The organism is Ktedonobacter robiniae (genome assembly GCF_016587375.1).
GTDB classification, from domain to species: domain Bacteria; phylum Chloroflexota; class Ktedonobacteria; order Ktedonobacterales; family Ktedonobacteraceae; genus Ktedonobacter; species Ktedonobacter robiniae.
Genome location: NZ_BNJG01000002.1, coordinates 1,832,143 through 1,848,495, shown reverse-complemented (window position 1 = coordinate 1,848,495; position 16,353 = coordinate 1,832,143). Strand labels below are relative to the sequence as shown.

The 16,353-nt window shown below is 53.1% G+C and carries 21 protein-coding genes and 1 pseudogene; 12 read left to right on the top strand and 10 right to left on the bottom strand.

Annotation, left to right across the window (positions count from 1 at the left end):
- Positions 1-321 precede the first annotated feature (321 nt).
- From JMJ04_RS28865 to JMJ04_RS48155, 5 genes and pseudogenes are all read left to right on the top strand, one after another.
- Positions 322-558: a hypothetical protein gene (locus tag JMJ04_RS28865; RefSeq protein ID WP_201373867.1), complete on the top strand. Its 237-nt coding sequence runs from the start codon at positions 322-324 to the stop codon at positions 556-558.
- Positions 559-620: 62 nt separating this feature from the next.
- Positions 621-893: a hypothetical protein gene (locus JMJ04_RS28860; protein ID WP_201373866.1), complete on the top strand. Its 273-nt coding sequence runs from the start codon at positions 621-623 to the stop codon at positions 891-893.
- On the top strand, positions 881-1,081 hold the full coding sequence (locus JMJ04_RS28855) for an alpha/beta fold hydrolase (protein ID WP_201373865.1): 201 nt from the start codon (positions 881-883) through the stop codon (positions 1,079-1,081). The genes JMJ04_RS28860 and JMJ04_RS28855 overlap by 13 nt, the downstream gene beginning before the upstream one ends.
- Positions 1,023-1,250, top strand: a pseudogene (locus JMJ04_RS48935) (ABC transporter permease); the annotation flags it as partial. The gene JMJ04_RS28855 and the pseudogene JMJ04_RS48935, both read left to right, overlap by 59 nt.
- A gap of 109 nt (positions 1,251-1,359) precedes the next feature.
- Positions 1,360-1,812 (top strand): ABC transporter permease, encoded by a 453-nt coding sequence (locus JMJ04_RS48155; RefSeq protein ID WP_201373864.1) that lies wholly within the window; start codon positions 1,360-1,362, stop codon positions 1,810-1,812.
- Between the two features lie 80 nt (positions 1,813-1,892).
- On the opposite strand, the gene JMJ04_RS28840 is transcribed toward JMJ04_RS48155, so the two are convergent.
- Positions 1,893-2,684 (bottom strand): phytanoyl-CoA dioxygenase family protein, encoded by a 792-nt coding sequence (locus JMJ04_RS28840; protein ID WP_201373863.1) that lies wholly within the window; start codon positions 2,682-2,684, stop codon positions 1,893-1,895.
- A 110-nt stretch (positions 2,685-2,794) separates the two neighbouring features.
- Between JMJ04_RS28840 and JMJ04_RS28835 the strand changes: the two genes are divergently transcribed.
- Together JMJ04_RS28835 and JMJ04_RS28830 are read left to right on the top strand one after the other, a co-directional pair.
- Positions 2,795-3,601: a helix-turn-helix transcriptional regulator gene (locus JMJ04_RS28835; RefSeq protein ID WP_201373862.1), complete on the top strand. Its 807-nt coding sequence runs from the start codon at positions 2,795-2,797 to the stop codon at positions 3,599-3,601.
- A gap of 147 nt (positions 3,602-3,748) precedes the next feature.
- Entirely contained in the window at positions 3,749-4,753 is a 1,005-nt protein-coding gene (locus JMJ04_RS28830; RefSeq protein ID WP_201373861.1) for a hypothetical protein, read from the top strand.
- Positions 4,754-4,930: 177 nt separating this feature from the next.
- Here JMJ04_RS28830 and iscB read toward each other — a convergent pair whose 3' ends face one another.
- From iscB to JMJ04_RS28805, 5 genes are all read right to left on the bottom strand, one after another.
- A complete protein-coding gene (gene iscB, locus JMJ04_RS28825) occupies positions 4,931-6,127 on the bottom strand; it encodes an RNA-guided endonuclease IscB (protein WP_201373860.1) in 1,197 nt (398 codons plus the stop codon).
- A 305-nt stretch (positions 6,128-6,432) separates the two neighbouring features.
- Positions 6,433-7,236, bottom strand: coding sequence for a class I SAM-dependent methyltransferase (locus JMJ04_RS28820; RefSeq protein WP_201373859.1), 804 nt, complete (start codon positions 7,234-7,236; stop codon positions 6,433-6,435).
- Positions 7,237-7,255: 19 nt separating this feature from the next.
- Positions 7,256-7,681, bottom strand: coding sequence for a DUF4260 domain-containing protein (locus JMJ04_RS28815; protein ID WP_201373858.1), 426 nt, complete (start codon positions 7,679-7,681; stop codon positions 7,256-7,258).
- A gap of 19 nt (positions 7,682-7,700) precedes the next feature.
- Positions 7,701-8,042, bottom strand: coding sequence for a YrdB family protein (locus JMJ04_RS28810; RefSeq protein ID WP_201373857.1), 342 nt, complete (start codon positions 8,040-8,042; stop codon positions 7,701-7,703).
- A gap of 42 nt (positions 8,043-8,084) precedes the next feature.
- Positions 8,085-8,663, bottom strand: coding sequence for a TetR/AcrR family transcriptional regulator (locus tag JMJ04_RS28805; RefSeq protein WP_201373856.1), 579 nt, complete (start codon positions 8,661-8,663; stop codon positions 8,085-8,087).
- Between the two features lie 127 nt (positions 8,664-8,790).
- Here JMJ04_RS28805 and JMJ04_RS28800 point away from each other — a divergent pair, with 127 nt between their 5' ends.
- Together JMJ04_RS28800 and JMJ04_RS28795 are read left to right on the top strand one after the other, a co-directional pair.
- Positions 8,791-9,147, top strand: coding sequence for a CbrC family protein (locus JMJ04_RS28800; RefSeq protein WP_201373855.1), 357 nt, complete (start codon positions 8,791-8,793; stop codon positions 9,145-9,147).
- 144 nt (positions 9,148-9,291) lie between these two features.
- Entirely contained in the window at positions 9,292-10,731 is a 1,440-nt protein-coding gene (locus JMJ04_RS28795; protein ID WP_236038450.1) for a transposase, read from the top strand.
- A gap of 588 nt (positions 10,732-11,319) precedes the next feature.
- Here JMJ04_RS28795 and JMJ04_RS28785 read toward each other — a convergent pair.
- Entirely contained in the window at positions 11,320-11,880 is a 561-nt protein-coding gene (locus JMJ04_RS28785) for a GNAT family N-acetyltransferase (RefSeq protein WP_201373854.1), read from the bottom strand.
- A 163-nt stretch (positions 11,881-12,043) separates the two neighbouring features.
- Positions 12,044-13,276, bottom strand: coding sequence for an NO-inducible flavohemoprotein (gene hmpA, locus JMJ04_RS28780; protein ID WP_201373853.1), 1,233 nt, complete (start codon positions 13,274-13,276; stop codon positions 12,044-12,046).
- A 153-nt stretch (positions 13,277-13,429) separates the two neighbouring features.
- On the opposite strand from hmpA, the gene JMJ04_RS28775 reads away from it, so the two are divergent.
- From JMJ04_RS28775 to JMJ04_RS28765, 3 genes are all read left to right on the top strand, one after another.
- The gene (locus tag JMJ04_RS28775; RefSeq protein ID WP_201373852.1) at positions 13,430-13,888 is read left to right on the top strand and encodes an Rrf2 family transcriptional regulator; all 459 of its coding nucleotides are present in this window, start codon (positions 13,430-13,432) and stop codon (positions 13,886-13,888) included.
- A 155-nt stretch (positions 13,889-14,043) separates the two neighbouring features.
- A complete protein-coding gene (locus tag JMJ04_RS28770) occupies positions 14,044-14,625 on the top strand; it encodes a TetR/AcrR family transcriptional regulator (RefSeq protein ID WP_201373851.1) in 582 nt (193 codons plus the stop codon).
- 87 nt (positions 14,626-14,712) lie between these two features.
- Entirely contained in the window at positions 14,713-15,441 is a 729-nt protein-coding gene (locus JMJ04_RS28765) for an SDR family oxidoreductase (protein ID WP_201373850.1), read from the top strand.
- Between the two features lie 85 nt (positions 15,442-15,526).
- On the opposite strand, the gene JMJ04_RS28760 is transcribed toward JMJ04_RS28765, so the two are convergent.
- Both JMJ04_RS28760 and JMJ04_RS28755 read right to left on the bottom strand, forming a co-directional pair.
- Positions 15,527-15,865 carry a GIY-YIG nuclease family protein gene (locus tag JMJ04_RS28760; protein ID WP_201373849.1) on the bottom strand — a complete coding sequence of 113 codons (339 nt, stop codon included), beginning with the start codon at positions 15,863-15,865 and terminating at the stop codon, positions 15,527-15,529.
- The gene (locus tag JMJ04_RS28755) at positions 15,858-16,349 is read right to left on the bottom strand and encodes a DUF3291 domain-containing protein (RefSeq protein ID WP_201373848.1); all 492 of its coding nucleotides are present in this window, start codon (positions 16,347-16,349) and stop codon (positions 15,858-15,860) included. Before JMJ04_RS28755 ends, JMJ04_RS28760 begins: the two co-directional genes overlap by 8 nt.
- Positions 16,350-16,353: the final 4 nt, after the last annotated feature.

The window sequence follows — 16,353 nt, the reverse complement described above, 5'->3', positions numbered from 1 at the left end:
ACAATCTGGGTGTGCAACAGGTCGCTTCTGGCGCGACTTCACTTTGAAAGAGCCGGTTGATTCCTAGCATTCGCACCGAATTCCCGTGTTTCGGCTCAAATATCGTCGAACATTCACGCTAAGACTTGTAACATCTAAGAGGGAACTGCCGTGGTAAAGAGAAGCTACTACCTTCCCGGAGCGAGCTCGTCAAGCCTACCACAGACGTCAAGGTCAAGACAAGCGCGCCCCATACCGTCCCACAGCCACCTGCGCGACCTTGACGTTCCGTGGTCTGTCAATCAGTAGCTCGCCCGGAGGGGACGCAAGGAAGATTCTTTTATGTTCTCGTCTCATCTTGAATTAACCCGTAAGCCCGTCACGGGATGCCAGGTCTTGCTTTGCGTACCGGGGACCTATTGTTCGCCCGAAGTCTTTGACCTGTTGGATGAAACACTCTTTCCAGACCTGCAACTCCTGCCTATATCCTGGATGACCTCTCCCGGCCCGTGGGACATTCCAACACTTGGAAGGCGTGTCGCCGCGCTTCTTCGTGAACTGGACCTTGCCCCGCTCTGATCGCGGGACATTCAACCGGAGGCCCTATCGCGCTGGTCGCTGCGCTCACCGAACCTTCGCTCGTGAGCGGTCTGCTACTGATCGATACCGGAGCCAATACCCATGGGCATGGGGATATAACGAGCATCATCAAGGCCATAGAGGCGGGCGGAGGGACGGAGTTTCACGAGCGTCTCTTGCGCCGTAGCTTCTATTACCAGCCGGAGCAGGCATTGATGCAACGTCTCCTCGCCTATGCTGGTCGTGTATCGCGTGAAGCGGCCCTGCAAGTGCTCACCAGCCAGTCTGTGGTCGACCGGCAGGTGACCTGCCAAAGCTTGCGATGCCCACCGTAGTCGTGCATGGGACACATGACCAGGCGCGAACGATTGCTCACGCCGAGTTCCTGGTAGAACACCTGCAGCACGCTGAATTACGTCTGCTGGACTCAGGCCACACGCCGATGGTGGAGGTGCCAGCCGCGTATGAGCAGGCCGTGCAGCGCCTCCTTATCAACAAGTGCTCACAGAAGCCAGGAACGTGAGATCATCGCAGGATATGTCCTCGCCTTTGTCGGTGCGATCGTGATCGTTGTCTCTGTCTCGATCTATGCCAATATCGTGGCGGGTGGGGTCGCGGAAGAGAAAAGCAGTCGCATTATGGAAATTCTGGCGAATGCCGCGACCCCATTCCAGTTGCTGGCCGGCAAGATCGTGGGCATCGGGGCGGTGTGCCTGGCGCAGATGGGCTGTCTGGTGGTGGTCGGCATTGGTACGCTCCTGCAGCAAAACCCCTCTGCAGACCGCGCTGTTCGGGGCAAACGTGGGAGGATTCACCCAGTATCTCACTGGTGTGCTCATCCCGTTTTACCTTCTATTCCTAATCTATATTCTCCTGGCGTTCTTCCTGTATACAACCCTGTTTGCTGGACTGGGCGCAATGGTCAAACGGCAGGAGGAGGTACAAAACGCGACCATGCTCCCTGCGATGCTGATCTTCAGTGGATGGATTCTGGTTTATCTCGTGGTAGCGTCTCCCAATGCGGCCTGGACGAAGATACTGTCGTATATCCCTTTCTGGACGCCGATGTTGATGCTGGTACGACTGGCTCTGGGCACGGTCGCCTGGTGGGAGATCGTCGTAACGATCTCGCTGATGCTAGGTACTATTCTCGCCTGCACCTGGTTTGCCTCGCGCCTGTATCGCCTGGGGGTCTTGATGCACGGGCAGTGGCCTGGCTTGGGACAACTGGTGAAACGGCTAAGGATGGAGTAAGCCCTCAAGCCATCTGCATCAAAAGTGCTGATGAGCCGAATTTGGGGGGACTCATGTATAGCAGCTTAGTAGGCAGCTTACTATGCCCCTTGCAAGTCCTTCTTGCCTTCAAAGATCAATGTATAGCGTTCACCAGTGCTAGCCTGGGTACGCGCGTCCATATAGCAGACGCTAAATGCACGGCGCGCGATATCGGTCGCGTTGGTATCCGAGCGATGCAGTAGCCAGTTGTGTAGCAGGACTGCTTCACCTGCTTTCAGCTCGAGATACATTCCCTTGCCGGAAACGGTTGCCTGCTCGGCCTGCTCCTCAGTAAGATGTCCCGAGGTATCCTCGGGGTTGAGCAGGCCCCAGGTATGGCTGCCGGGAATGATCTCAACACAGCCATTGGCGATAGTGGCAGGATCAAGCGCCGTCCAAATGGTGATCATAGGGTCTCGATCCAAGTAGGACCAGCGATCCTGGTGCCAAGGCAAGAGCGTTCCCTGGTGGGCAGGCTTGTTCATAAACATGGCTCGAAAGGCTGACACCGGGACCTGATTCCCATACACTCTCTCGCAAATCTCCCGAAACAGCGGACGCTGCATATACTCCATAAAGAGTGGGTCATGTTCCAGGTCCTGGATCTTACGATAGGCCAGCGTCGCGCCCTTAAAGCCCTTTGACTGTACGCCTGCATTTTTGTACTGCCCATCGGGGCTATCTAGCTGCATCATTAAATGCGCATAATCAATATCGGCTTTTCCCAACATAATGTCGTCAATACGTCGCTGTAAGGCCTCTAACTCGTCATCACTCAGCACCTGCCCCAAAAATAGATAACCATCACGCTCATAGCGCTGCCATTGTTCGTGAGATAATATGGTTGACATGATGTTTTCTCTCCTCCAGACATTCAAATCATCGATCTTTTTTGAGTATACTAGAGGAGAAGAGGAGAATAAATGGAGTTTGTGGCAAAGTTTTGTAGGATCTGATCATCATGAAGGATGCGGAATTACAGATACTGACGGGCAGTATGGTATTACAAGCCACGCACAAAGTGGCTAAACACCTGGACGGCTACTACACAATCCAATTTATGGCAACGGGCGGAGTAGAACTGTTCTACGATGATCAACACTATAGCATAGAAGGGGCCTGGTTCTGGCCCGCCTATCCGGGGCCGTACATCCGCTTTCACCGTGCCCCAAGCTATGCCAGTTGGGAACACCGCCACATCGCCTTTCGTGGTCCCCTGGTGCAGCAGTGGATGACAGAAGGACTCTTTCCCACCAGCCCACAGCCAGCCGAGCCAGGCAAAGATTATCGTGCTGTCTTTGATCGATTGCTGGCTGAGATCAAACGTACTGACCACTGGGGTATGCGCCGAGCCATCCATTTACTAGAGGGATTATTGATTGACCTGGCAGAGGAGCGCGCGCAATGTATGGTACAGCCTCCCTGGATACAGGAAATCCTCGATCTCTTCACGCATGGAGACCCAGACTTTGCTCCTGACTATGAATGCCTGGCACAAAGCTATAATATGAGCGTGAGCAGCCTCCGTCGTCGGTTCCGCCAGGCAACTGGTACCGCGATTCATGCGTATGTCCTCCAATGCCGAGTTGCCAGGGCCAAAACACTGCTAATAGAGACAAATCTGCCTATGAAGCGCATTGCTCAGCAATTGGGCTACAGCGATGTCTACTATTTCTCACGGCAGTTTCACGATCTGGTGGGCGTCACTCCAACTATCTATCGTGAGAGCCAACATCTTACAGGGAATCCTCGGTTCCCCTGGCCATAAGAAAATTTGAGCATCACCATATATAGAGTGGAATAATAGAGAAAAAAGTACTTTTCGGCCTTTTCTCCTATTCAAGCAACCAGCAATATAGGATAATACATAGATGGGTTTTTATTTTATTTGAGATAACTGAGGGATAGAACATTTATGCAATGCCGTATTTGTAGCGCCGAGGTGCCACAGGGCACACCTTCTTGCCCGGTGTGCCATGCCTCCACGCAGGAGCAAACTATAGCGAATGTTACAGGTGAGGTGGCGAGCGGGTCCGCGCCTTATATAGAGTATGCCTCGTATGCCGCACCACCAGCCTATATCACACCGGGCAATCCACCCTATCTATCCTATCCTGGAGCTTACCCACCGCCAGGGTCTCCATTGCCGTATGCGCCTCTCCCATATCCTCCCCTTATGCCTCAGCCTAAGCCAAAGAATACACGCAAAATACTGACAATTGTGCTCCTCTCCGTGCTCGCGGGCGTGATCATCCTGAGCAGCTGCGGTCTGCTTACGTTCAACGGCGTAACCTGGCTTCGCAGTAGCCTTGACAGCGCCGCGCAACAGAATCAGGCTCACGCGGATGCGCTCTACCAGCAGGTAACAAGCCAGACACCAACCACAAGCAGTTCTCTATCAACCCTTGGAGAGAGCTACTGGTTAAACTACGATAGCGCCGATGGAAATGTCTCTTGTCGTTATAAGGACAATGGATATCACGTCACAATAAATAATACCAATCACTATTACTATTGCTCAGATACAGATGTACATACGAATTTCGCGGTTCAGGTCGATGTCACCATACTTAGCGGATATGCTGGAGGTATTGTGCTACGCATTAATACGCTTGATCCTTCTTACTACGCATTTTTCATAGGTCAGGATGGATCTTACAAGATTATGAAGCGAAATGGAGATCATTCAAGCTATATTGGGCAGAATGCATATGACTCTAGCATCGAGACTGGATATAATCAAAAAAATGTCGTGATGATTATTGCCCAAGGCAGTCAGCTCTATTTTTATGCTAATGGACAATTCCTCACTAGTATCACTGATAGCGACTACACCAAAGGTGCGCTCGGTTTGGCCGCATTTGAACAAGAGCTGATCACAGACGTTAGCTACTCCAACATCAAGATCTGGAACTTGTAAAGGCCCTTACATTGCGTAAGAATTTACAGGATCTAGATTTTATCCAATTGTGGCAAGAAAACCACGAAGTCTTTAGCTTCGTGGATGAATTGCCACATTCACCCCTGATTAATTGGCAGTGGATGAGATATGCGGCATAGGCGCTTGACACATCATCCATGAAGATCGTGCCCTCACTCACTTCATCTTCTCAAACTTCGGAATTGGCTTGAGATTGACCTTGTTCCCATCAATGTCCATCAGAATGGCATAGCCAGTAGACATTCGCCCTTTAATAAGGTACTCCTGTCCCTGATAGCGCACCATATCAAATTTCCGAAAGCCGCCAATTTTCCCCGTGAGAATGCGTTGTTCGCTGTGTCGCCCTTTGGTTTGCTGGTAATCTCCATCGGGGATGCATCGCTTCTTGAGAACCACCGTGGTCTGAAACGTGGGCATGGCCCCTCGCGTGGTAATCATGACCGCATCAAAGCAATGCTCCTTGGGCAAGCCTGCTATCTGACGGTGTTCTTTGGTCACAAATCCCCACGTTTCCTCTGCCTGAACCTGTTTCAACAATTGAAGACGAATGCTATTCATCTGTGTGGCATGGTTCAAGTTTCCTTTCTTCTTACCAGTGCGCTTGAGCGTCACGGTTCCGGCATGCAGCCCATCGTGACAGGTTTTGCAGAGGGTGAGTAAATTGGCTTCTTCATCACTGCCGTTCTGACTGCGAAAAACGATATGATGGACTTCTAACCGCTTGTCTTTCGATTTTCCTGCACAGTGTTGACAGGTATAGCTATCGCGTGTTAGCACATAGGCTTTGGTATTGGCAAAACCATAGTTGATGCCCTTCTGGTAGAGCCACTTGTGCTTTAAAACGTTAGGATTTTTAAGGGCATGGGGATCAAACGTTCCTGTTTCCAGCACGATATAGCGAATGGGCAGGATGGATTGCACAAAATGGATTTCCCGCAGGTGTGCGTCAATTTTACTACGCATCGTGGGAGAGAAGCGATCTGTTTTGATGGAGTTCTTGCGATTACGCCATCGTGCTTTTCTATATCTGGTCTTTCGGTTGCGCCGGTTCCGGCGATACTTTACACGCTCTTTCATGGTGGTGGCAATATCATTGCGAACCTGCACTTCTGACAAATACACCACCTGCCCCTGCGTATCGGTCACCGCTGAACCAATCACGGCACTGCCCGTATCTACCCCAAGGGTCAATGGTTGGGTAGAGGTCGTTGCTGGCTGAACCAACAACTTGATCGTAAAGGGCGTTCTCCTTTTGACTTTGGCCTTGCCATCTTTAAGTAGTAATCGTGCAATAGCACACAAACATGGCATCAATGGCGTGCCATCTGGTGCCAATACATAAACAACGTTCATCGAAAATTCCTTTTCAGAAAAATGCTCTGCCAGGTGGCAGGTGATGCGTATCCCTGTACTGCGACCATACAGGGAATCCGACTTCATCTCGACAAGGTTCAGAAGGCTTGTTGGGCCTGAATCACCGGGACTTACCTCATCCCTACTTAAACTCAGGCGATAGAGCAACCGTCTGATGCGCCAAGTGTTGGTATCATGACCTTCCAAACATAGCTCACCTTTCGGTGGCTGAGTCTGGTGAACTCAGGCTTCCTCTTCCGAAGAAGCCGCTCAGTCTTTAGCTGAGCGGTAGTTCACAGTATTTTCTATTTAATCCCGAGTCTGACTTTGTAGCTGAAGTACCAGGGAAGGGCCTCGGAACCGATATAGCGTTGCGCGGCCTCCCTGAGTCGCGTCAGGCCGATCTCCTCTTCAGTGATTGTATTCAACTTGAACTCATGGCTGTACCTATTGGTCATGATCATGCCCATAAAGCGCTCGGCATTGCCATGCTCGATGTGATGAAGCAGGAGCTCGCGTGTGAAGCGGAAGTGGCCGCTCGCGCGCATGCGCTCCAGGTGCTTCTCCTTGGGCCAGCGCTGGAGATTCTGTTCAAGTTCGCGCTCACGCAAGAGGGCATCGAAGCGCGCATCGACCTCCTGGTACGCTAGCTCAACTTCCCAGCCAAGTGCGGGCGGCCAGGAGTAATCATAGGCGGCAAAGAGGCCACCGGGGCGCAGGATGCGCGCAACCTCCGCCAGGGTCGAGGTTGGCTCCATCCAGTGAAAAGATTGAGAGCAAGTCACGATGTCGACGCTCCTATCGGGCAGGCCGGTTTGCTGAGAGGTCCCCTCCTGGAACCCAATGTGCTTAACATGAGGATGTTTCGCGGCATTGTGTATGGCCTGGTTCCGCATATCGGCGTTGGGTTCAATGCCAATCACACGCTGTGCGCGCTCACCCCAGATCAAAGTTGAGAGGCCAGTGCCGCTACCCAGGTCTACCACCAGGGCAGGCTGAGGAGTGTTGATTAATTGTGTAAGGATATCAACCAGCACTGGTGGCGGACTGGGGCGCACCTGATCATAGAGCGCGGCTTCCCCTGTCCAGATCTCACTCGTATCACTCATGCTCTTTCTCCCTTCATAGCTATACATGGGCCAGGTGCGTATCTTTAAATTCAGTCATGTACTTGAGGCCAAAACCGAGGGCGCGATCCAGGCCGATATGGGCGAACCAGATCAGCGCCAGTAGAAAGGCCAGTTCTTTGCCACCGAGCAGACCATACGCGGCCAGTACTCCCGGTAACAGATAGGTATGCATAAGATTATAGCAGCGCGCGCCCAGCCTGTTCTCCGCCAGGTAGCCCAGGGCCGAGAGATCAGGAGTGAGCAACAGCAAACCAAACAACCACCAATTGCCTCCATGGAGCGTGTAGAGCACAAGCGAAGCCAGCAGCACGATTGCGCCCTCAAGATGCAGAAGCACACGCGGACTCAGGAGATCCAGAGAATTTGTCTTCGTTTTTCCCTGCTGACCATTTTCTTGCGTTTGCACATTCAGCGTCTCTTCCATGAGTGTCTCCCTTTCTTCACTACTGTGCCCAGACATAGGCTAGAATAGTATTGATGATAAAGATCACGGCGAAGGTAATGCTGAGTTCACGGCGCCCGGCGACGAAGAGTGCGGCAACTCCCAGGCCGAAGAGGGCCAGCTTGAGCAACAGGTGCCAGGGTTCGGGCAGCGGCCAGTTCGCCCTTGGGGCCTCAAAACAGCCCCAGATGATGGCGACAAGCACAGGGACACCCAGCCCAAGCCCAAACCTGGCGATCGTTCCCCAGTTTGTCGTGAAGCCCCAATAGCAAAATGAAGCCAGAAGAGCGAGTTCTAAGAAAAATGCAAGTCCCAGATTGATATTCTTTATAAGTGCTAACATGTAGATGAGTCCTTTCACATTCTTTTGCCTGGTTTACAAGCTTTATTTTCCACTGCCCTGACGTGTATGCAGATCGTGTAAAAGTAGATCAAGCAAACGTTTAAACGTTTCGTCCACATCCAGAGGGAGACCAAAGCCGCCTGCGGTCTCCAAAGTAACGCAACCATGGACGAGGCTGCGCACCATACGGACTGCGTGCAGAGCGTCCTCCTGGCTCAGCGTGTAGGCTCCCAGCGCTCGCAAGGCGATCTCTACTACCCTGCGACCGGCTTCCTGCCACTCGGCATCGCCTGGTTCGGGAGCGCGAGCGGTCGCTTCATAGAGGCCAGGACGCGTCCTGCCAAAGTCGCGCAGAGTATGGGCGAGCGCGACCACTGCATCATCCCCCGCCTTCCCCATTACCGCCTGCCCCAGTTGCTCTGTCATTTCCTGTAATCCCCATAGTGCCAGGGCCCGCTGCAAGCCTGCCAGGCCAGTAAAATAGTGATAGAGCGTTGGTGTGCGCACACCCAGGTGTGCGGCCAGCATCGCCATAGTCACCATGTGTAGTCCATGCTCATCCGCCAACGTTGCCGCGGCCTTCACAATAGCGTCATACTCTAGACCCGCTCTCGGCGCCATGGATATCACTCCCTCTATATCTTTCACGAGTAGGTATTTGTTGAATATGTTTACATTCTAGTCTAACATCATTAGATTGTCAAGAGGGATATGATACAATGTGCGAAAAAAGGGGTCGTATAGCTTTATGGATAGGCACGATGACTTACCCCTGCCCTTCTTCAAATATCATCCAGACCCTTTAGCTACAGGAATGATTCAACGGCGTCAAACGACCTGCCCGATATGCCAGCAAGTTCGCGCATATGTCTATGTTGGCCCATTTTATGCTGAAGAGCGGGTCAAGGGCATCTGTCCCTGGTGCATACAGAGCGGCCTGGCGGCCACAATGTACCATGGAGAGTTCCAGGATGTGGCCTCGTGCGAGGATGCAGCTCCGGAATGTCGAGATGAGTTAGCGCATCGAACACCTGGTTATAATGGTTGGCAGCAGGAAATCTGGCTCAGTCATCACAACAACTTCTGCGCATTTGTAGGGGTTTAGACAGTTGTCAAAAAGCTATAACTATCATGTACTTCTGCAACTATCTATAGCCGCTTCAAAGAAGCCCAAAACAGTTGTAAGTACATGCTTTTCCTGTTATACTTCTCTTCATGAGGACAAATGTTCGCAAGAGGAGGAGGAACGATGCGTACCAACCGTACCCACCAGCCCCTGACCTATGATGTGCGGTTGCCTGACGAAGCCCAGGCCGATGCGCTTCGCCTCCTTGACGCCAGTAAGGCCGTCGTCAATGTGGCACTGACGATCCTCTGGCCCTGCCTCGACGCGTTTGGGGATGAGCGTGAAGGGCCTGCCTGGAAGCAGGTTGGCAAGTACATCGCAAGCCCGTTGCCGCATGGTGATCGTCAATGGCGCTGCGAGAGCGAGGTCGTCGGGCGCTTGCTGCGGGCGCAGGCCGAGCGCAAAAAAGTCTTTACCCTCGTCGCTCCCATTCTCTCCGATGGCTTCATTCGCCCCAAAACGGAGAGGCGCCCAGCAGGCAAAAACCGTCCAGCCATCAAAGAAGCCATTACGGCCTTGCAGCAGAGCCTCGATGAGGATGAAACCAGCTTTGTCACCCTACAAAATGTGGTCGAGCAAGCCTGCAATTTTTTCTTGCAGCATGATCGTTTCCCCTCTTCCTATGAAGAATTGCAACCCATCCCCTTGTTACACGTTGGTCTGCTGACCTATGCAGGAGACGATGGTGGGGCCAAAGGCCAGGCCTATCGGCTGGCTCTTGACGCAGATGCAGGGATGGCTCGGTTTCGCTTCCGCTCCCCTGACGAGATGGGGGTGTGGCGCTGGCGCAAAAAGGAGACCCTCATTGCGTTACCTGCTTGCCTCAAAGAGCGTCTTTCCGACGGGAAGCTCATGGCTCCCACGCTGCGCGAAGAGCGCCGAGCCGATGGTGAGCGCTTTGCCGTGCTCGACTTCATCATCGAGGTCGAAAAAACAGCCTTGCCCACCTGGGAACAGGTTGAATGCGTCTTAGGCGTGGACTGGGGTGTGCATACCCTCTTGACAGCGACTGCCATCAATGAACACAGTGAGCAAGTTGGCAGGCCATTCTTCCTGGACACGGGCGGCCTTGATGGCAAACAAGCCCGCACGCGGCGCCAGATTGATGAACTCAAGAAGAAGGTCGCGGCCTTTGAGCAGGAACGAGATGCCTTGCCAGAAGCCCATCCCAAACGCGCCTGGTACCAGGAGCGCCTCGAGCTCTATCGGCGCGAGATCGAGCGCTGCTGGGGCAAATATGAGCGGCGCAATCGAGCGGTGGCGCATCTGGCAAGTAACGTCTTGCTGCTGTTGTGTCAGATCCATGGCTGCTCGCTGCTCTCGATGGAATCGTTGAAAACCCTCAAAACCACCGGGCGAGGGAAAGGCGTCCGGGGGCGCTGGCGCCACTATCGCAATAACTCGACCGTCCGCGGGGAAATCTGGAGGATCCTTCGTTATAAATGTCATCTTCTGGGCGTGCGGTTCCGTACAGCGCAACCACGAGGAACCAGTCATACCTGCCCCCGCTGCGGGATCACGGCAAAAACGTATCGTTCCCCAGTGATCGTCGTGAAACGGTGAAGTGGGGGCGGTGGATGGCTTGTGAGGCCTGTCAGTATAACGGTGATCGGGATTATTGTGCGTCGGTCAACATTGCGAGACTGGGCGTGGCATATCTGGCTCACATGAAACACGTAGGCAAGGCGAAGTCTTGCTCCATCTCTGACCCCAGGGTCAAGCCCGTTTCGTATACCGGAATGGGTTCGGCGTTGCTGTTGCCGCCGACGGGAGAGACACCCGCCCGCACCTTGCGGGGAAAGATCTGGTACTATCCTGGCTGGGTGGCTTCTGCCTTCCTTCAATCGTCACAGCCCAAAGCTGTTTTCCTTCGATTGTGTGGATAGTTGGGCCTTGTTCAAGATAGTTCTAGATTTTAGCAACGGTATATACATTGGAAGGAGCTAGGTCTCCTGGCTGAAGAATTAGCAGAGGACCTGGTAACAATTACAGCGAGGTTTGGGATCTCGCTGGCACAGTTAGAGCAATGGGGAGACGGCAGCCCCTTTCAGGGATATCTGTTCCAGTGTGTTATCTGCGGACAGCACCGTCTCGCAGCCGACGCGACATAGTTGCGTTCCATTTGCTCTTTTTCTTCTTGCTAGAGAAGCCTTATCGCTCCTTGACCCATTGTCCCATTTCGATAGTATCGATATAGACACCAGGGGCCATCTTGATGCGGCCACTCAAGCGGCCCTCTTCTTTGAAGCCAAGCGAGGTATAAAGAGCAATGGCGCGTGCGTTATTCGCGAAGACTTGCAACTCGACCTTCTCGATTGTGGGCTGTTCCCTGGCCCAGCTGAGCAGCGTCGAGAGCAAGGCGCGGCCAATCCCTTGATCGCGTACGGTTTTGGCCACGCTCATGCTGAATTCGCCCTGGTGCGCGATGCGCTTGCGTGCACCATTGGCGAAGTTAAGCATACCAAGTACTCCGCCCTCGTACTCGGCGATGATGACGAGTTTGCAGGGATCATCGAGATTGTTTTGGATCCAGGCCTCCTCCATCTCCTGCGTCATGCGGAAATCTTCCGGAGTGCTCAGCACGAACTCGCCCTCCTCAAGGTTGGCGTGAACCAGTGTTAAAATCTTTGCGGCATCTCTCGGGGTAGCCGAACGAATAGTTGCCACCCGGCCATCCTTCAGGTTGATTGTCTTCTCGGTGATTGTGCTCATCTCTAATGTGCTCCTCATTCTATTGCTGATGTGCTTTAGTATCGCACATTGGAGATGGGTGCTGCTCGCGCCTGCGGCGCTTGCCCTGGTTACTGTGGCTACGGCCTGGTAGCCGTAGCCACAGTAACCAGGGACCTAAAAAACAACATGCGTATAGCGTTAACTACTCCTGGGGGACGGCGAAGGCCAGGGCGGGACCAAAGATCTCGTAGTGGAGTTGCTCTGGCTTGAGTCCCTGTTTGAGTAGTGTGGTAAGGATGCCTTGCATAAAGCCATGGGGACCACAGAGGTAGACTTCGGAGTCCAAGGATACCTGCTCCTGCAACCAGGCTGCGTCTATACGACCGGCGCGATCAAAACGTCCGACCTGCTCATCCTCTACGGCTGGCTGTTCATAGAAGATGGTTGCGCTTACCTGTTCGTTGTCGCGCACCAGGTGGGCGATTTCATCAGCAAAGGCGTGGTATTCTCCATTGCGTACCGCGTAGCCAAGTACTGCTGTGCGCTCAGGCTGTCGCTCGCGTAGCGTATAGAGCATAGAGAGGAGCGGCGTAATGCCAATGCCCGCACCTAGCAAGACAACAGGTCGAGGTAATGTATGGTCCAAAGTAAAAACGCCGCCTGGACAGCTCAGTTCAAGCACATCGCCCTGGGAAGCCTGCTCATGCAGGTAGCTGGAGACCTTCCCCGCATGGCTTCCCTCCTGTCCCTCGCGCTTGACACCGATGCGGAAGTGCTTTTTGCCGGGCGCCTCAGTCAAACTATACTGACGCAGGTGGTAGAATTTATCTATCTGTGCGCGCACGCATACATATTGTCCAGGCTCATAGGCAGGCAAGGTCTCGCCATCCTCTGGCTCTAGATAGAGCGCGATCAGACCCTCGCCCTCCTGCTCTTTGCGCTTGACCACAAAGCTCTTGAAGCCGCTCCAGCCGCCTGGCTGCTCCGCTCCCTGGCGATAGATCTCCTGCTCAAGCTGGATGAAGGCATCGGCGATGACGTTATAGGCCCGCTTCCAGATCGAGAGAATCTCGGGTGTGGCCTGCTCTCCTAACACCTGCTGCACCGCCATAGTCAGGTACTCGCCAACAATGGGATAGTGTTCTGGCTGCACGCCCAGGCTACAGTGTTTATGCGCGATGTGCTTCACGACCGGCAAGATATTTTCCAGGTGATCCAGGTTGGCAACAGCCTCATAGACCGCTGTCGCGAGCGCCTCCTGTTGCAGCCCTGCACGCTGATTATTATGGTTGAATATATTTAGTAGCTCAGGATAATCTCGAAACAGGGTGGCATAAAAGATCGTGGTAATTTCCTTGCCATGCTCTTTCAGAGCCGGAACCAGCGATTTAGCGATAGCGATATCATTCCCACTCAACGTGGCAGTTTGCGTCATAGGTTATATACTTCCTTTGCTTGCTTAAAGATATATGCAATATACATCTTTATATCGGCACATCGCAAGGATAGTAATAGAAAGTCATGAAGAGTATAATACACTGACGATTATCCCCATTATGGTCCTTAGCTCGGTGGAAGGAGATGCTGCATGCGCCTGACCTATCACACTGATTACGCTCTCCGTGTCTTGCTCTACCTGGCGGCCTACCCTGATACCCAGCTAGCAAACATTCAGGACATCGCCGATACCTACGCCATCTCTAGCAACCACCTGATGAAGATCGTGCATAAGCTGGGCAAGCTTGGCTATATTGAAACAATCCGAGGACGTAACGGTGGCATGCGGCTGGCGCGCAAGCCTGTTGATATCCGCATCGGCGAGGTGGTACGACAGACAGAGGAAGATTTTTTTCTGGTGGAATGCTTTGATAGCGAGCACAATTGCTGCGTCATCACGCCTGTCTGCAACCTCCGCACCGCCTTGCAGGAGGCGCTCGCCGCTTTTCTCAGCGTCCTCGACAAATACACCCTGGCCGACCTGACCAGTAATAAGGCCCTCTATCAGCAACTCATTACGATCACGCGGAAGGAACCACAAAGCTTGTAGGAAAAGCCGAGGTGCGGATCGGGTTTGCCCAACCCACGCCTCGACTTTCCCTGCCTGTGAGAGCCATAAGCGCGAAGATTCATCGAATCCTTGACTTTTCATTCCAACATGGTTTATACTTACCATTAAGAGAAGGAGGAAGCAGAGACAGGACTATGGCAGGCAAGAAAGCATTTCAACCGGAGCAGGCACTGCAACAGGCAATGGACCTGTTCTGGGAGCGGGGATATGAAGGCTCATCGGTCGAGGACCTGGTGGCACACACGGGTATCGGGCGTGGAAGCCTTTACGATACGTTTGGCGATAAACACTCATTATACCTGGCCGCACTGGATCGCTATTGCGCCCGAAACCAGGGACAAATAGAGGCCTTTCGTCAGCAATCGGGACCGTTGCGTGAGGTTCTGGCGAGCATTTTTCAAACATATATCGATATGTTGCTCAATGATCCCAAACATCGTGGCTGCTTCCTGGTCAACGCCAGCGTTGAATTGGCGCCTCATGATCCCGATGTACGCACGCGTGTGCAGGCCGCCTACAAAGTTATGGAAGAGGCCTTCTACCGCCTTCTCATCAAAGCACAGGCGGCAGGCGAACTTGCCTGGACATATGATCCACATCAATTCGCCCATTTTCTGCTTGGTGCTCTAATCAGCATTCGCGTGCTCGCACGCGCTAACGTTGAGCGTGAGGTACTCCAGAACATCGCGCGCACAACTCTGTCTGTCTTTGACTAAATTTTTTTACCCTCATGTTGGAATAATTATTCCAACATGAGGGTAAGTTAGATCGATAGTGTGATTAGTTACAAAAGGGAAACGGCTATGCAAATCGAAGGTTCAATCGCTCTAGTGACTGGTGGTAATCGTGGACTGGGGAAAGCCTTTGTTCAGGCCTTGCTTGACGCGGGAGCAAGCAAAGTGTATGTTGGCGCCAGGAAGCTTATAGGGACAGATGATCCCCGTATTCAGCCAATCCAGCTCGACGTGACCAGCGTGGAGGATATCGAGGCAGCCGCACAAGCTTACCAGGACGTCAATATTCTGATCAACAATGCGGGCGTTGCGTATGTAAACTCTCATGCTGCGCCTACGTCAATAGATGAAGCGCGCCAGGAGATAGAGACGAACTACCTGGGAACGCTGGCCATAAGCCGGGCATTTGCCCCAATCCTTAAACAGAATGGAGGTGGCGCTCTCGTCAATATGCTTTCTGTCGTGAGCTGGTTCTCGAATCCCGTTCTTGGCTCCTACAGCGCGTCCAAGGCGGCTGCCTGGTCTATCACTAATAGTATACGTACAGAGTTGCGAGCCCAAGGAACGCTGGTCACCGGCGTCCACGCCGGCTTTATCGACACCGAGCTGGCCTCCTCCTTTCCAGGCCCCAAGTCTCGGCCTCAAGACATCGCTCAGGCTACTATTGAGGGCATTCTTGCTGACCGCGAGGAAGTCCTTGCCGACAAACCGAGCCATGAGATCAAGGCCGCGCTGGCGGCTGACCCAACCGCCTTCTATCATCGGATACAGCAGCAATGGGACAGCAGCACACGATAAGTAACCCTGGACGGGGGTAGGAAGTAGTGGCGTGCATCACGGTAGTGACCGCAATGCACGCCACTACTTCCTACCATAGGCGAAGTCAATATTCTTGTGCAGGGTCAAGGGTAGCACGATAGAGTTGTTCAAGCGCTTGCAAATCGTCCATAAAGGCTTCATGGCTCTGGCCGGGCTTTTGTTCCAACTCTTCCAATATCTTAAATGTAAAGGCGTGAGCGCGTAGCTCCGCCCAGTTCTGGCGCAGCTTGGGATGGAAGGCGACGCCCGTCATCTGCCCAAATTGGAACTTGTTCTGCTCGCTCTCTATATTCGCGCTATAGCCTATGATATACTGCCCTGTGGTGGTATTCGTAATCAGATAGACACAACCACGGCGCTTGCGTTCTTTGTATTCATTGATAAGAGCTTTTCGTTTATTCATTGATGCTCGCCCTTCCAACGCTTTCGGCCTTGTCGCCTTCCGTGGCGGGAGCTGGAAAGTTTTGGCTAAAGGAGAAGGCAAAGGGTGTTGGACCATGCAGGCGTAGATAATCCATACGCTCTTTTACCTCGGCCAGGTCAGGTGTGTGTCCTGCTGGTACCCACCATAGGGCGATGTAGGCCCCCTTCAAGGGTACAAACCATTCTCGCCGGCGACGCATCACCTGCACGTGTTCCCCCTGATAGGTAAAAGCCCTGAGTGCCTCGATGGAGGACCAGACCGATATAGTCGCAAAGAGCCGCTCATCTGTGGGCAGATCATGCGAAGATGAAGAAATGTCCTCGGCCTTTAAGCGCCAGATAAAGCCCGGACTGGCCTCGGCAAGCGCGTAGATTTGGTCTAGTTGAGCGGCAAAAGCGGCCAGACGTGGATCGCCCAACGGCGCGAGGGCGTAGGCCATATTGACCTGGGCAATATGATACATAAAT

Excerpts from the sequence above, each read along its gene's own strand:
- JMJ04_RS28820 (WP_201373859.1), bottom strand. The coding sequence starts at position 7,236 with ATGAGTGATACGAGTGAGATCTGGACAGGGGAAGCCGCGCTCTATGAT.
- JMJ04_RS28815 (WP_201373858.1), bottom strand. The coding sequence starts at position 7,681 with ATGGAAGAGACGCTGAATGTGCAAACGCAAGAAAATGGTCAGCAGGGA.
- JMJ04_RS28785 (WP_201373854.1), bottom strand. The coding sequence starts at position 11,880 with ATGAGCACAATCACCGAGAAGACAATCAACCTGAAGGATGGCCGGGTG.
- JMJ04_RS28830 (WP_201373861.1), top strand. The coding sequence starts at position 3,749 with ATGCAATGCCGTATTTGTAGCGCCGAGGTGCCACAGGGCACACCTTCT.
- JMJ04_RS28865 (WP_201373867.1), top strand. The coding sequence starts at position 322 with ATGTTCTCGTCTCATCTTGAATTAACCCGTAAGCCCGTCACGGGATGC.
- JMJ04_RS28835 (WP_201373862.1), top strand. The coding sequence starts at position 2,795 with ATGAAGGATGCGGAATTACAGATACTGACGGGCAGTATGGTATTACAA.
- JMJ04_RS28760 (WP_201373849.1), bottom strand. The coding sequence starts at position 15,865 with ATGAATAAACGAAAAGCTCTTATCAATGAATACAAAGAACGCAAGCGC.
- JMJ04_RS28775 (WP_201373852.1), top strand. The coding sequence starts at position 13,430 with ATGCGCCTGACCTATCACACTGATTACGCTCTCCGTGTCTTGCTCTAC.
- JMJ04_RS28800 (WP_201373855.1), top strand. The coding sequence starts at position 8,791 with ATGGATAGGCACGATGACTTACCCCTGCCCTTCTTCAAATATCATCCA.
- JMJ04_RS28770 (WP_201373851.1), top strand. The coding sequence starts at position 14,044 with ATGGCAGGCAAGAAAGCATTTCAACCGGAGCAGGCACTGCAACAGGCA.
- JMJ04_RS28840 (WP_201373863.1), bottom strand. The coding sequence starts at position 2,684 with ATGTCAACCATATTATCTCACGAACAATGGCAGCGCTATGAGCGTGAT.
- JMJ04_RS28795 (WP_236038450.1), top strand. The coding sequence starts at position 9,292 with ATGCGTACCAACCGTACCCACCAGCCCCTGACCTATGATGTGCGGTTG.
- iscB (WP_201373860.1), bottom strand. The coding sequence starts at position 6,127 with ATGAACGTTGTTTATGTATTGGCACCAGATGGCACGCCATTGATGCCA.
- JMJ04_RS28765 (WP_201373850.1), top strand. The coding sequence starts at position 14,713 with ATGCAAATCGAAGGTTCAATCGCTCTAGTGACTGGTGGTAATCGTGGA.
- hmpA (WP_201373853.1), bottom strand. The coding sequence starts at position 13,276 with ATGACGCAAACTGCCACGTTGAGTGGGAATGATATCGCTATCGCTAAA.
- JMJ04_RS28805 (WP_201373856.1), bottom strand. The coding sequence starts at position 8,663 with ATGGCGCCGAGAGCGGGTCTAGAGTATGACGCTATTGTGAAGGCCGCG.
- JMJ04_RS28810 (WP_201373857.1), bottom strand. The coding sequence starts at position 8,042 with ATGTTAGCACTTATAAAGAATATCAATCTGGGACTTGCATTTTTCTTA.
- JMJ04_RS28855 (WP_201373865.1), top strand. The coding sequence starts at position 881 with ATGCCCACCGTAGTCGTGCATGGGACACATGACCAGGCGCGAACGATT.
- JMJ04_RS28755 (WP_201373848.1), bottom strand. The coding sequence starts at position 16,349 with ATGTATCATATTGCCCAGGTCAATATGGCCTACGCCCTCGCGCCGTTG.